The sequence below is a fragment of the Aestuariirhabdus litorea genome, assembly GCF_003864255.1.
Taxonomy (GTDB): Bacteria; Pseudomonadota; Gammaproteobacteria; order Pseudomonadales; family Aestuariirhabdaceae; genus Aestuariirhabdus; species Aestuariirhabdus litorea.
In genome coordinates this window covers 1916703-1930090 of record NZ_QWEZ01000001.1, presented here as the reverse complement: position 1 = coordinate 1930090, position 13388 = coordinate 1916703, and the positions used below count along the sequence as shown (strand labels likewise).

13 protein-coding genes are annotated in these 13388 nt (G+C 63.6%); 9 read left to right on the top strand and 4 right to left on the bottom strand.

The features are described from left to right. The first annotated feature begins 110 nt into the window (after positions 1-110). Positions 111-257, top strand: coding sequence for a hypothetical protein (locus tag D0544_RS17155; protein ID WP_164880881.1), 147 nt, complete (start codon positions 111-113; stop codon positions 255-257). A 48-nt stretch (positions 258-305) separates the two neighbouring features. On the opposite strand, the gene D0544_RS08945 is transcribed toward D0544_RS17155, so the two are convergent. Beyond that, the gene (locus D0544_RS08945; RefSeq protein ID WP_125015602.1) at positions 306-1595 is read right to left on the bottom strand and encodes a hydroxyacid-oxoacid transhydrogenase; all 1290 of its coding nucleotides are present in this window, start codon (positions 1593-1595) and stop codon (positions 306-308) included. Positions 1596-1868: 273 nt separating this feature from the next. On the opposite strand from D0544_RS08945, the gene D0544_RS08940 reads away from it, so the two are divergent. From D0544_RS08940 to D0544_RS08930, 3 genes are read left to right on the top strand one after another with little or no spacing between them, the layout of a single operon-like run. Then, on the top strand, positions 1869-3002 hold the full coding sequence (locus tag D0544_RS08940; RefSeq protein ID WP_125015601.1) for a Re/Si-specific NAD(P)(+) transhydrogenase subunit alpha: 1134 nt from the start codon (positions 1869-1871) through the stop codon (positions 3000-3002). Beyond that, positions 2999-3292, top strand: coding sequence for an NAD(P) transhydrogenase subunit alpha part 2 (locus tag D0544_RS08935; protein ID WP_125015600.1), 294 nt, complete (start codon positions 2999-3001; stop codon positions 3290-3292). Before D0544_RS08940 ends, D0544_RS08935 begins: the two co-directional genes overlap by 4 nt. After that, positions 3292-4704: an NAD(P)(+) transhydrogenase (Re/Si-specific) subunit beta gene (locus D0544_RS08930; protein ID WP_125015599.1), complete on the top strand. Its 1413-nt coding sequence runs from the start codon at positions 3292-3294 to the stop codon at positions 4702-4704. Before D0544_RS08935 ends, D0544_RS08930 begins: the two co-directional genes overlap by 1 nt. A gap of 77 nt (positions 4705-4781) precedes the next feature. On the opposite strand, the gene D0544_RS08925 is transcribed toward D0544_RS08930, so the two are convergent. The 3 genes from D0544_RS08925 to D0544_RS08915 all read right to left on the bottom strand — a co-directional run bounded on the left by D0544_RS08925 (position 4782) and on the right by D0544_RS08915 (position 7464). After that, a complete protein-coding gene (locus D0544_RS08925; RefSeq protein WP_125015598.1) occupies positions 4782-5114 on the bottom strand; it encodes a hypothetical protein in 333 nt (110 codons plus the stop codon). Between the two features lie 166 nt (positions 5115-5280). Next, positions 5281-6471 (bottom strand): AGE family epimerase/isomerase, encoded by a 1191-nt coding sequence (locus D0544_RS08920; RefSeq protein WP_125015597.1) that lies wholly within the window; start codon positions 6469-6471, stop codon positions 5281-5283. Between the two features lie 105 nt (positions 6472-6576). Continuing rightward, positions 6577-7464, bottom strand: coding sequence for an AraC family transcriptional regulator (locus D0544_RS08915; RefSeq protein WP_125015596.1), 888 nt, complete (start codon positions 7462-7464; stop codon positions 6577-6579). Between the two features lie 261 nt (positions 7465-7725). Between D0544_RS08915 and D0544_RS08910 the strand changes: the two genes are divergently transcribed. From D0544_RS08910 to mmsB, 5 genes are all read left to right on the top strand, one after another. Beyond that, positions 7726-9222: a CoA-acylating methylmalonate-semialdehyde dehydrogenase gene (locus tag D0544_RS08910; protein WP_125015595.1), complete on the top strand. Its 1497-nt coding sequence runs from the start codon at positions 7726-7728 to the stop codon at positions 9220-9222. A 93-nt stretch (positions 9223-9315) separates the two neighbouring features. Further along, positions 9316-10476, top strand: a complete 1161-nt coding sequence (locus D0544_RS08905; RefSeq protein WP_125015594.1) for an acyl-CoA dehydrogenase family protein — start codon at positions 9316-9318, stop codon at positions 10474-10476. Positions 10477-10488: 12 nt separating this feature from the next. Further along, entirely contained in the window at positions 10489-11289 is an 801-nt protein-coding gene (locus tag D0544_RS08900) for an enoyl-CoA hydratase (RefSeq protein ID WP_125015593.1), read from the top strand. 12 nt (positions 11290-11301) lie between these two features. Continuing rightward, on the top strand, positions 11302-12435 hold the full coding sequence (locus D0544_RS08895; protein ID WP_125015592.1) for an enoyl-CoA hydratase/isomerase family protein: 1134 nt from the start codon (positions 11302-11304) through the stop codon (positions 12433-12435). Between the two features lie 67 nt (positions 12436-12502). Then, on the top strand, positions 12503-13387 hold the full coding sequence (gene mmsB, locus D0544_RS08890) for a 3-hydroxyisobutyrate dehydrogenase (RefSeq protein ID WP_125015591.1): 885 nt from the start codon (positions 12503-12505) through the stop codon (positions 13385-13387). Position 13388 lies beyond the last annotated feature (1 nt).

The following is a 13388-nucleotide window of genomic DNA, read 5'->3' as shown; positions in this document are numbered from 1 at the left end:
TATCACCGCCCGTAGCGGAAAAGGACAGGATCGAGCTGCTGAAATCGGCGTGCGACAGCATCTTCGGCGAAAACTGCGAGGAGCTGAGCTTACTGTTCTGCGGTGAGGGGGTGGCCGGAGCCTACCCGCGCATGGGGCTGCTGGCGGAAAACTCCGCCTCGAACGAGAACACCCCCAAGGAGGTCTCCTGCAAAAATGCGCTCTCCCTCAAGCTCGGTCACAGCCTGCTCAACGAAACCGCAATCACCTCGTTATGAGAGGCGCAGGAACCCGGGCCGGTAGTCTCCGGCCCGGGTCTGGGGCGACTACCAGAGCACCATGGAGTCGAGGAACAGCTGCTTGAGGTCCTCTGCCGAGGCGGGGCGCGGCGACAGTTTGGTGACCCGGTGCTGGGGCAGGGTGCCCGCCACCAGTTTGTCCACATCCTCGGGACCGTAGCCGACGCCGGAGAGGCCGTTGGGCAGGCCGCAGTCGCGGATCATCTTGACGATGCCCGCCGAGAGCACCTCGCCGGCATCCCCAGCGCTCGCGCCGCGGGTATCGACCCCCATCAGCCGGGCGCACTCCAGGTGCAGTTCGGGGTTGGTGGGGGCAGTGAAGCGGAACACTGCCGGGGCGTTAAGCACCACCGCCATGCCGTGGGGCACGGTGGGGTGGTCGGTGACGTAGCCCTCGGGGCGGTAATCCTTGACCATGCCCGCTACCGGGTAGGACATGCCGTGGGGCAGGTGGACGCCGGAGTTGCCAAAGCCGATACCGGCGTAGGTGGCGGCCAGCATGATCTGGCCACGGGCCTCATCGTCGTCGGGATCGCTGGTGACCCGTACCAGGTTGCTGGCGATCATCTCCAGGGTCTTGCAGGCCCAGATATGGCTGATCGGGTTGGCCCCCTGGTAGGCGGGGCGCAGCGCCGGCGACTCGGGAGCGGGGCGCTGGTTATAGGGCAGGGCGGTGATCGACTCGATGGCGTGGCTGAACTGGTCCAGCGCGGTGCAGGCGGCCACCATGGGGGGCATGGTGCGGGTGTTGTCGGGATCGATGATGCCCATGATCGGGCGCAGCGCGCGGTGGGCGATGCCGGTCTTGGCCTCCATCTCCAGAAAATCGAAGATCGCCACTCCGGTGGTCTCGCTGCCGGTTCCTGCGGTGGTGGGCACGCAGATCATCGGCTTGAGGGGGCCAGGCACCGGGGTGCCCTTACCGATCGGAGGGTTGACGTATTCGAGCAGCTCCGCCGGGTAGGTGGCGTAGAGGTTGGCGGCCTTGACAGTGTCCATGCTGGAGCCGCCACCGACCCCCACGTAGCCGTCGAAGTGACCGGCGGTCGCAAAGGCGATCGCCTCTTTAAAGGAGAGGTCGGTGGGCTCGACGCTGGTTTGGTCGAACAGCACGGCATCCAGTCCGGCGGCCTTGAGCGACTCCATGACGGTAACCACGGCGGGGTTGTGGGTCAGGTTGGGGTCGGTGACCACCATTACCCGGCGAGCGCCGAGGTTCTTCATATCTTCGCCGATTTCACGGGTGGCTCCGGCACCGTATTTGATGCTGGAGGTGTCCATGGTGAAGATATGCTCCATCGTTTGCGTGTGACTCATGGGGACTCCTGTTGTTTTTATGTTGAGGGCAGCGGTCGGGATCGGGCCCCGAGGCGGCGATGAGTAAGTGCCAACAGCATAGCCGCTTTGTTGCCCGAGCCCAATAGGCTGAACGTCGTGGGGTGAGATCGTTTTTTTATCGTTAACCGAGGTAAAAAAAACACTCTCATAATCAGCTGCTATAGTGTTATCTGACTTGTTTTCCCTGCGCTCTGTGTGTGTTTTGCGTGGGGCGACCTTTGCATTTGGTGTTATCTGGCTGGAGGAGACTGCATGGCGGTATCGGTGGCTGTACCCAAAGAGATCAAAGAGGGGGAACGACGGGTTGCCATTGTTCCCGAGGTGGCGTTGCGCCTGCAGCAGTTGGGCGCCGAGCTGGTGCTGGAGACGGATGTGGGGGTATCGGCGGGACACGCCGACGCGCTCTACAGCGATGCCAAATTTTACAAACAGCGCAAGAAGGTGTTTGAAGCGGCCGAGGTGCTGCTGAAGGTGCTGCCTCCCACCCCCGAGGAGGTGGCTTTGATGAAGCCCGGTACGATCTGTGTCGGCTTTATGGCGCCCTACGCCAACGACGAGGGAATCCTCGCCATGAAGGAACGGGGCATCACCGCCTTTTCGATGGAGCTGATACCCCGCATCTCCCGCGCCCAGTCGATGGATGCACTCACCTCCCAAGCTTCCCTGGCGGGCTATAAGGCGGTGCTGATGGCCGCCTCCATCTCCGGTAAGTTCTTCCCCATGCTGACCACCGCGGCGGGCACCATTCGCCCCTCCAAGGTGCTGGTGGTGGGGGCCGGCGTGGCCGGGTTGCAGGCGATCGCCACCGCCCGTCGCCTGGGGGCGATCGTGGAGGCCTACGATGTGCGTTCGGCCGCGCGCGAGCAGGTGGAGTCGCTGGGGGCGCGTTTTGTCGATACCGGGGTTTCGGCCGATGGCCTGGGTGGCTACGCGCGGGAACTGACCGATGAGGAGAAGAAGCGCCAGCAGGAGGTGTTGGCGGCGCGGGTGGCGGCTTCCGATGTGGTGATCACCACCGCCGCGATCCCCGGGCGCCCCTCGCCACGAATCATCAGTACGGAGATGGTGGAGTCGATGCACGCCTGCTCGGTGATCGTTGATATGGCGGCCGAGGGGGGCGGTAACTGCGAACTGACCCGTGCCGGCGAGCAGGTCGAGCACAACGGGGTCACCGTTTATGGCCCCCTTAACGTGCCCAGTATGCTGGCGATCCACGCCAGCGAGATGTTCGCCAAAAACCTGTTGAATTTCTGCAAACTGCTGATTCGTGAAGGGGAGCTGTCGATCGATTGGGAGGACCAGGTGCTGGCGGACAGCTGCCTGACCCACGATGGTGAGATCCGCTTTGCGGCGGCACGGGAGCGTCTGGAAGGAGGCAAGTCATGATCGAAGGCTGGGCTGCAATCTACATATTCTTACTGGCCGGTTTCACCGGCTACGAGGTGATCAGCCGGGTGCCGGTGATTCTGCACACCCCGCTGATGTCGGGCTCCAACTTTATCCACGGCATTGTGCTGGTGGGGGCGATGGTGGCCCTGGGACACGCCACCACCCTCGGGCAGCAGCTGATGGGCTTTATCGCAGTACTGCTGGCGGCGGGCAACGCCGTGGGCGGTTACGTGGTGACCGAGCGTATGCTGGAGATGTTCAAGAGCAGCAAGGGAGGTAAGGGCTGATGGTTATCCTGATTCAGGCCAGTTACTTCCTGGCAGCGGTGCTCTTTATCCTGGGGCTCAAGCAGATGAGTTCGCCGGTCACGGCGCGGCGCGGCATCCTCTGGTCCGGGGTGGGGATGGTGCTGGCTACCCTGGTGACCTTCCTTGACCCCAGCCTGCACGGGGTCTCCAACTACCTGCTGATGGTGGTGGCGATCATTCTGGGCGGCGGTTATGCCTGGCAGAAGGGGCGAACGGTGGCGATGGTGGATATGCCGCAGATGATCGCCCTGTTCAACGGTATGGGCGGCGGTGCGGCCGGCGCCATTGCGGCGGTGGAGCTGTTTGGCGCGATCAACCAGAGCCAGGCGATCCCCGGCGCGGGGGTGAGCCTGGTGCTGAGCAGCGATGTGGCGATCGTGGCGATCGTGGGGGCCTTTATCGGCACCCTCTCCTTCAGCGGTTCGCTGGTGGCCTGGGCCAAACTCGACGGTCGTTTTCGCCGCACTTCGCTGGTGCCGCAACAGCACTGGGTGAACCTGGGGTTGCTGGTGCTGGTGATCTACCTGGGGGTCAAACTGTTCGACACCGACAGCACCCTGCTGGTGCTGCTTTTCTTCCTGCTGGTGCTGCTGCTGGGGGTGTTTGTCACCACCCCGGTAGGGGGCGCCGATATGCCGGTGGCGATCTCCCTGTTCAACGCCCTGACCGGTTTGGCGGTTGGCCTGGAGGGCTATGTGCTGGATAACGCCGCCATGATCATCGCCGGTACGGTGGTGGGATCGGCGGGTACCCTGCTGACCCAGCTGATGGCCAAGGCGATGAACCGCTCGGTGTGGAACGTGCTCTTTGGTGGGTTCGGCCAGAGTGGCGGGGCCAAGGAGGCGAGCGAGATCGAAGGATCCATGAAGGAGATCCAGAGCCAGGATGCGGCGATCATGATGGCCTACGCCAGCCAGGTAGTGATCGTGCCCGGTTATGGCATGGCGGTGGCCCAGGCCCAGCACAAGGTGTGGGAGCTGGCGGAGCTGCTGGAGGAGAACAACGTCAAGGTGAAGTTTGCCATCCACCCGGTGGCCGGCCGTATGCCGGGGCACATGAATGTGCTGCTGGCGGAGGCGGGGGTTCCCTACGACAAGATCTTCGATATGGACGAAATCAACCCGGACTTCCCCACCACCACGGTGGCGCTGGTGATCGGGGCCAACGACGTGGTCAACCCCGATGCCCGCAACGACAAGTCGAGCCCCCTCTACGGTATGCCAGTGCTGGATGCGGCCAAGGCGGAGAACGTGATCGTGATCAAGCGGGGGGCCGGTACCGGTTTCTCCGGCGTCGAGAACGCGCTCTTTTACCAGGACAATACCCAGATGCTCTATGGAGATGGCCAGCAGGTGGCGGGGGAGCTGATCCAGCACCTGAAGAAGCTCTGACCGGGTTTAAAGGGGGACAACCCAGCAAAAACGGCAGCCACTGGCTGCCGTTTTTTTCAGTCGCGTGCCGGCGTGTATCAGGCTGGGCTGGCCTGCCCGGCGAGGCGTACGCTGAAGTGTTGGGGGTGCAGGTCGAACTGCTGCTGGAGGGTCTCGGTCAGGTGCAGTACCGTTTCGATCAGCTGCTGGTTGTCGCGGTCGGGGGGGGCGAGACGGATACGGCAGAGGTCGCCGCACACCAGGCCATCCTCTACCCGTTCCCCCGCACAGCTGTCCTGCACGCACTGCTCGCCAAAGCGATGCTGCAACTGTTTGACCATGAGCTGGCTGAGGGTACAGCAGTTCTGTGGGCAGTCGGGGCTGATATCCAGTAGCAGTCCCAGGGCGGTGGGCGGGTTGGGGGTGTTCATGACGACTCCTGCGCTGTCGGTAAAGGGTGGCCGATCGGTGGTGGCGACGCTCTGCTGTCCGGTCCCTGGGCTTTGGAAAACGGTGGCGCCGATCGGAAGCCAAAAACCATAAACCCTGCGAGAGTATTGATCAAGCCCTGGTCGCTCGATGAAGCAAGCGGGCGCGCTACAGGCCCTGCAGCACCCGGCGTGCCTCCATCAATCCGAGGAACAGGTGGTAGCCGGTGCTGCCCGGCAGGTCGTGGGGCTGGGGCTGGTTGTTGCGGGCCAGGTATTCGTGCCAGCGGCCATCGGACTTGAGGTAGTGGCCGAACAGGTAGTCGAGCTGCCGGTAGAGCAACTCCAGGTCCTGCGCCTCGGCACGTTGCCGGTAACGGATGGCGCGCGCCTTGAGGCACTCGGTCACCGGCCAGATGCGTTTGTTGTCGTCCATCGGGCGGCCATCGCGGGCCACTACATTGAAGATCCCGCCCCGGGGGTCCTGTCCGTGGCGATCGGCCCAGTGGTAGAGGGCTTCGGCCTGTGCGCAGAGGACCGGGTCGTTGCGGCTGCGGTCGTAGTCCATCAGCAGCCAGTACCACTCGTAGTGGTGACCCGGCTCAATACGCTCACCCTGCTCCGGGTGGGGCTGCCACTGGTCGTCGAAAAACTCCCCCAGGGTGGCACTGCGGGTGTCGAAAAAGTGCTGGCTAAAGAGCTGCAGCACGCTATCGGCCAGGGCCTGGAAGCGCTCTCGCCGGGGCGTCGCGACACTCTGGTAGAGGGCCACGAAGGCTTCCAGCAGGTGCATGTGGGGATTCTGCCGGCGGATCGCCGGTTGCGGCTGCCAGTTGGCGGAGGCGGACTCGAAGAAACCCCCGCCCTTGGGGTCCTTGAGCCGCTGCTCCAGAATATCGGCGGTTTCCAACGCCAGCTCGATCGCCGACTCCTCGCCAAAGGCTCGATAGTAGTAGGCGCAGGCAAAGAGCACGAAAGCGTGCCCGTAGGCATCTTTGGTGGTATCCCGAACCCGGCCGTCGTCGTGGGTGCTGAAAAACCAGCCCCCCAGGTCGGGGTCGCGGTAGTGACGAACCAGAAACTCGAACCCCTGGCGCGCCGCGTGGGCGTCCTGCGGATTGCCGAGGGTGCTGTAGGCGAGGCTGTAGACGAAGATCTGGCGGCACTGGACCAACAGGCGCTTGCTGTCCAGGGGCAGCGGCTTAAGCTGCTGGTCGAGGCGCTCGAAAAATCCCCCATGACGGCGATCGATGCCGTGCTCGCGCCACATTGGCAGCAGCGCGCCGAACAGGTACTGCTCAATACGGGCCTGTTGCGGGGCGGCAGCATTGCCCAGCGGGGCGTAGAAGGAGGTGGTCATGGAGTCGCGGGCGCGGTGTCCGGTTGCCTGTGGAGCCCGGCATTATAGCGGCGCAGTGGTGGCCGGTAAAAGCGCGGGGGCTGGCTTTTGCCGATCCGCGGGCCGTTAGCGGTGTTTGTGGGCGCGGTACTGGCTCGGGGAGACCCCGAGAATCTTGCTGAACAGGCGCGAGAAGTAGTAGGCGTCATCGTACCCCAGTTGGGCGGCTACCTCCTGGATGCTGCGATCAGAGACGTCGAGCTGGTAACAGGCGTGTTGCATCTTCAGGTGGATAAAGTGCTGGATCGGCGAGTATCCGGTGAGCTCCTTGTACTTTTTGGAGAAGTGGTACTTGGAGAGGCTGACACTGGCGGCGATGGTGTCCAGGTCGAGGTGCTGGTGCAGGTTCTCCTGCATCAGGCTGTGGATGCGGTCGAGGTCAAGGTAGCTGCCGGACTTGAGTTTCAGGCGCGGACGGATCACCAGCGCCACAAAACTCAGCATCTGCGCAATGTGGTTGGAGGCGTAGATGAAGTTGTCCAGCTGGTAACCCCCGTCGCGCAAGCTCATCAGGCTGCTGAAGTCGCTCAGCAGTTTGGCCTGCAGGCCGGTTTTCAACACCGGTCCCTCGGCCAGTTGCTGCAGGCGGTCCATCATCAGGTCGCTGTGCAGGCCGTCAAAGTGGAACCAGTATAGGGTCCAGGGGTGGGTGGGGGAGGCGCGGTAGCTGTGGGACTGGCCCCGAGGCAGCAACAGCAGCTCGCCGGCATGAAGCGGGTAGTGCTGGCTGCCGAGCCAGGCCTCCCCACTGCCGTGGGTGCAGAAGATCAGCAGGTTGTCGTCGTGGTGGTGTCGCTCCATGCGGTGGCTGGCCGCATCGGGGTAGTAGCCAAAGCCCAGGGGGTAGCAGTCCTGGGTGAGGGGGTGTGCGGCCAGGGTACGGATCAGGAAATCGGGGGTTATAAAACGAATCCCTTCAGCCGGCAGCGGCCATCCGGACGATATGTCGCTCATAACCTGTTGAAAAATAAGTTAATGATGGAAGTGTACCTGTTCCGGGTGTGGAAATGCGTATCGCAAAATAGTCCATCATGCGAGCAATTTAGTCAATCCTTATCCACCGGGTGTCGTGGTACAAAGGAGACAATGTTGGGCGAGTCCTGAACCGGTCTTCGGATCCTTCGGGTGCCGGCGTGTGAGACCCGCGACTCCCCCCACCGAGCTATCAACACCGCAGTACTGACAATAACGCTAAAACACCATGGGTGACCGACGATGACCGCAAATACCATACCCCAGCTGATCAATGGCGAGTGGCAGCAGAGCCGCTGCGAGCAGCCCCTTCCCGTGACCAACCCGGCGACCCAGGAGGTGCTTTGTCACGTGCCCTACGCCACCCCCGAGGAGATGGAGGCTGCCATCAGCAGCGCCAAGGCGGCCTTCGCAGAGTGGCGTGACGTGCCTCCACCCGAGCGGGCACGCATCATGATGGTCTACCAGGCGCTGCTGAAGGAGCACCACGACGAGCTGGCGGAGATCCTCGCCAAGGAGACCGGCAAGACCTTTGCCGACGCCAAGGGCGATGTGTGGCGAGGGATCGAGGTCGCCGAGCAGGCGTGCAACATCCCCAGCCTGCTGATGGGTGAGACCGCCGAGAACGTGGCCCGCGCCATCGATACCTACAGCTACCTGCAGCCGCTGGGCGTCTGCGCCGGTATCACCCCCTTCAACTTCCCGGCGATGATTCCGCTGTGGATGTTCCCGCTGGCGATCGCCTGCGGCAACAGCTTTATCCTCAAGCCCTCCGAGCAGGATCCGATGACTCCCAACCGCCTCGCCGAACTGTTCCAGCAGGCGGGCTTCCCCAAGGGGCTGCTGCAGGTGGTGCACGGTGGCCGTGAGCAGGTCGATACCCTGCTGACCCACCCCGATGTGCGCGCCATCTCTTTCGTGGGCTCGGTCAACGTGGGGGCTCACGTCTACCGGACCGGTTGTGACCACCTCAAGCGGGTGCAGGCGATGACCGGTGCCAAGAACCACATGGTGATCATGCCCGACGCCGACAAGAACCAGGTGATCAATAATCTGGTGGGGGCCTCCGTAGGGGCCGCCGGCCAGCGCTGCATGGCGATCAGTGTGGCGGTGTTCGTGGGCGAGGCGGCCAGCTGGATCCCCGAGTTGAGGGAGGCGATGGCCAAGGTTCAACCCGGTGCCTGGGACGATGCCGAGGCGGGTTATGGACCCCTGATCTCTCCCCAGGCCCGCGAGCGGGTGCTGGGGCTGATCGCCCAGGGCAAGTCGGAGGGGGCCGAGTGCCTGCTCGATGGCAGCGACTGCGTGGTCGAGGACTACCCCGACGGCAACTGGGTGGGGCCGACCCTGTTCAGCAAGGTCACTCCCGAGATGTCGATCTACAAGGAGGAGATCTTCGGGCCGGTTCTCTGCACCATGGAGGTGGACAGCCTGGATGAGGCGATCTGCCTGATCAATAACAGTCCCTTCGGCAACGGCACCTCGATCTTCACCGCCTCCGGCCTTGCGGCCCGCCACTTCCAGCACCACATCGAGGTGGGGCAGGTGGGCATCAACGTGCCGATTCCGGTACCGCTGCCCTTCTTCTCCTTCACCGGCTGGAAGAACTCCTTCTACGGAGATCAGCACGCCTACGGCAAGCAGGCGGTGCGTTTCTACACCGAGACCAAGACCATCACCGCGCGCTGGTTCGACCAGGGGATGAACAGCGGTCCCAATATGACCATTAACCTCCGTTAATCGCCACCAGGCCCGTTACAGCGGGCCCCGGTTTGGCCAGGGTATTGATTCCGGGTGTCCGCAGCGGATGCCCGGTTGTGTGTGGAGATAAATATGGATTTTAACCTTAACGAAGACCAGCAGGCGTTCTGCGCCATGGCGCGCCAGTTTGCCGACAGCGAGCTGGCCCCCCACGCTGCCCGCTGGGATGCTGAGCAGGAGTTTCCGCTGGAGGTGATCAAGCGGGCCGGTGAGCTCGGCTTCTGCGGGATCTACTCCCCCGCCCAGAGCGGCGGCATGGGTATGAGTCGTCTCGACGCCAGCCTGATCTTCGAAGAGCTGGCGCGGGGCTGTACCGCTACCACCGCCTACCTGACCATCCATAACATGGCCACCTGGATGGTGTGCAGCTTTGCCAACGAGGCGACCCGGGCGCTCTACTGCGAGGCGCTGGTGAGTGGCGAGTTGTTGGCCTCCTACTGCCTGACCGAGCCCAATGCCGGCTCCGATGCCGCCTCCCTGCGCACCAGTGCGCGCCGGGAGGGGAATGAGTATGTGCTTAACGGCTCCAAGGTGTTTATCTCCGGGGCCGGTTCCACCGACCTGCTGGTGGTGATGGCCCGCACCGGCGAGGCGGGGGCGAGTGGCATCTCCTGCCTGCTGGTGCCGGCCGATGCCGAGGGCATCCTGTACGGTCGCAAGGAGGAGAAGATGGGCTGGAATTGCCAGCCCACCCGCATGATCACCTTCGAGGAGGTCCGGGTGCCGGCCGCTCACCTGCTGGGCGCCGAGGGTGAGGGGTTCAAGATCGCCATGAAGGGGCTTGATGGCGGCCGCATCAATATCGCCAGCTGCTCTTTGGGGGTGGCCCAGGCCGCCCTGGAGCAGGCCCAGGGCTATATGCAGGAGCGCCAGCAGTTTGGCAAACCGCTGGCGGCCTTCCAGGCCCTGCAGTTCAAATTGGCGGACATGGCCACCGAGCTGGTGGCGGCGCGACAGATGGTGCGGCTGGCGGCCAGCAAGCTCGACAGCGGCGACCCCGAAGCCACCACCTACAGTGCCATGGCCAAGCGCTTTGCCACCGATCGCTGCTTCGATATCTGCAACGAAGCGCTGCAGATCCATGGCGGTTACGGCTATATTCGTGAGTACCCGCTCGAGCGCTATGTGCGCGATGCGAGGGTGCATCAGATTCTTGAGGGTACCAACGAGATCATGCGCGTCATCATCAGTCGACGCCTGTTGATGGACGGTGCCGTCGATATTATTCGTTAGTGAGGACGTTTCATGAACGACAGATCCTATTCAGAGATTACCGACAAGTTGCGGGTGGAGGTGCGCGAGCACACTGCCCTGGTCACCATCAATAACCCCCCCGCCAACACCTGGGATGCCGAGAGCCTGTCCGGGCTGGTGACCCTGGTGGAGGCGCTCAACGCCGATCGCAATATCTATGCCCTGGTGCTCCATGGGCAGGGGGAGAAGTTCTTTTCGGCCGGCGCCGACCTCAACCTGTTTGCCGACGGCGATAAGGCTCGGGCGCGGAAGATGGCGCGCCTGTTCGGGCACGCCTTTGAAACCCTGAGCGCCTTCCGTGGCGTTTCGATCGCGGCGATCAACGGCTACGCTATGGGGGGTGGCCTCGAGTGCGCCCTGGCCTGCGATATTCGCATCGCCGAGGAGCAAGCGCAGATGGCGCTGCCGGAGGCCACGGTGGGGCTGCTGCCCTGCGCGGGCGGTACCCAGAACCTGCCCTGGCTGGTGGGTGAGGGCTGGGCCAAACGCATGATCCTGTGCGGAGAGCGGGTCGATGCCGCCACTGCCGAGCGGATCGGCCTGGTGGAGCAGGTGGTGGGGCGGGGTGAGTCCCTGGACGCCGCCCTTAAGCTGGCCGAGGGGGTAGCCCGCCAGAGTCCGAGCAGTGTTACTGTCTGCAAAACCCTGGTGCAGGCCGCGCGCAGAAATCCCCTGGCCCAGGCCCTGCCGGTGGAGCGGGAGCTGTTTGTCGACCTGTTTGATACCGAGGACCAGAAGGAGGGGGTGAACGCCTTTCTGGAGAAGCGCAAACCCGAGTGGAAAAATGGCTAAGGGGACCCGTTCATGACACAGCCCAACCAGGCCCCGGTTCTGTTTGAAACCCGTCCGGCGGGGGACTACCAGGTGGCCTTCGCCACCCTCAATGTCGAGAAGGCGCTCAACGCCCTCAGTCTGGAGATGATCGACCTGCTCTATGGCCAGCTGCTGAGCTGGGAGCAGGATCAGCGCATCGCCTGTGTGGTTTTGCAGGGGGCGGGCGAGAAGGCATTCTGCGCCGGCGGCGATATTCGCCGCCTCTATGAGTCGATGTGCGACGACCAGCAGAACCGGTCGGAGAGCTCCTACGCGGTCGAGTTCTTCAGCCGCGAGTATCGCCTCGACTACCTGATCCATGGCTATAGCAAGCCCCTGATCTGCTGGGGGCAGGGGATCGTGATGGGGGGCGGCGTTGGGCTGATGGCCGGCGCCAGTCACCGGGTGGTGACCGAGACCACCCGCCTGGCGATGCCGGAGATCAACATCGGCCTCTATCCCGACGTCGGCGGCTCCTGGTTGCTGGCGCGGATGCCGGGACGGCTGGGTAAGTTCCTCGGGCTGACCGCCTCCTCCCTCAACGCCGCCGATGCGATCTTTGCGGGGCTGGCGGATCGTTTTCTCAACAACAGCGAGCACGATGCGCTTTGCGACGCCCTCTGTGTGGAGCCCTGGGGGGCGGACGCCGTCGAAAACCGGGAGCGGGTGACCCGCCTGCTGCGCCGCTTCGAGAAGAGCTCCCTCCACAACTTTCCACCGTCGGCGTTGCGTACCCATTACGACCTGATTAACCGCCTGATGGACCACAGCACCCTGCAGGAGTGTCTGGAGGCCTGCCTCAAGCTGGAGACCGATGATCGCTGGCTGCAGCGCGCGGTGCAGGCCTTTGCCCGCGGCTGTCCCACCTCGGCGCACCTGGTGGTGGAGCAGATCAAACGCTGCCGCCCCCTCTCCCTGCGGGAGGTGTTCCAGCTGGAGCTGCTGGTGTCGGTGCAGTGTTCGCGGCAGGGGCAGTTCCGTGAAGGGGTGCGGGCACTGTTGATCGACAAGGACAACCAGCCCCATTGGCAGCCGGCCACCCTCGATGAGGTGTCGAGCGCCTGGTTGCAGGGTTTTTATGCGCCCCTGTGGGACGAGGATTCGCACCCCCTGGCGCAGCTGTAACTCTTTCGCCCCTCCTGCGGGAGGGGCCACACATCATGCTATGGCAATAACAATAAGAGGTGTTGCAATGAAGATAGGATTCATCGGTTTGGGGCATATGGGTGGCCCGATGGCAAAGAACCTGGTCGCGGCCGGCCATGAGCTGAAGGTGTTTGACCTGGTGCCGGCGGCGGTGCAGTCGCTGGTGGATGCCGGGGCCACGGCGGTGGTCACGGCGGCCGAGGCGGCCAGTGAGGTCGAGGTTTTGATCTCCATGCTGCCCGCCAGCCAGCACGTGGAGGGGCTCTACCTGGGTGATACGGGGCTACTGGGGGCGATTGATGCCAGCACCCTGGTGATCGACAGCAGCACCATTGCGCCGGAGTCGGCACGCAAGGTGGCCGCTGCCGCCGCTGAGCGCGGAATCACCATGATCGACGCACCGGTCTCCGGGGGTACTGCGGGTGCCGCGGCGGGCACCCTGACTTTTATCGTCGGCGGCAGCAGCGAGGCGCTGGAGCGGGCGCGTCCGGTGCTGGAGAAGATGGGCAAGAACATCTTCCATGCCGGTGACAGCGGTGCTGGCCAGGTGGCCAAAATCTGCAACAATATGCTGCTGGCGGTGCTGATGGCGGGTAGCGCTGAAGCGATCCAGTTGGGGGTGGCCAATGGCCTCGATCCCAAGGTGCTGTCGGATATCATGCAAAAAAGCTCCGGCCGTAACTGGGCGCTGGAGCTCTACAACCCCTATCCCGGGGTGATGGAGTCGGTGCCCTCCAGTAACGGTTACCAGGGCGGCTTCGGGGTTGACCTGATGGCCAAGGACCTGGGGCTGGCGATGGAGGCGGCGCTGCAGACCCGCAGCTCTACCCCCATGGGTGCGTTGGCACGCAGCCTCTACGCCCTCCACAGCGGCCAGGGCAAGGGGGCACTGGATTTCTCCAGTATCCAGCAGCTGTTCAGCGATCTGTAGG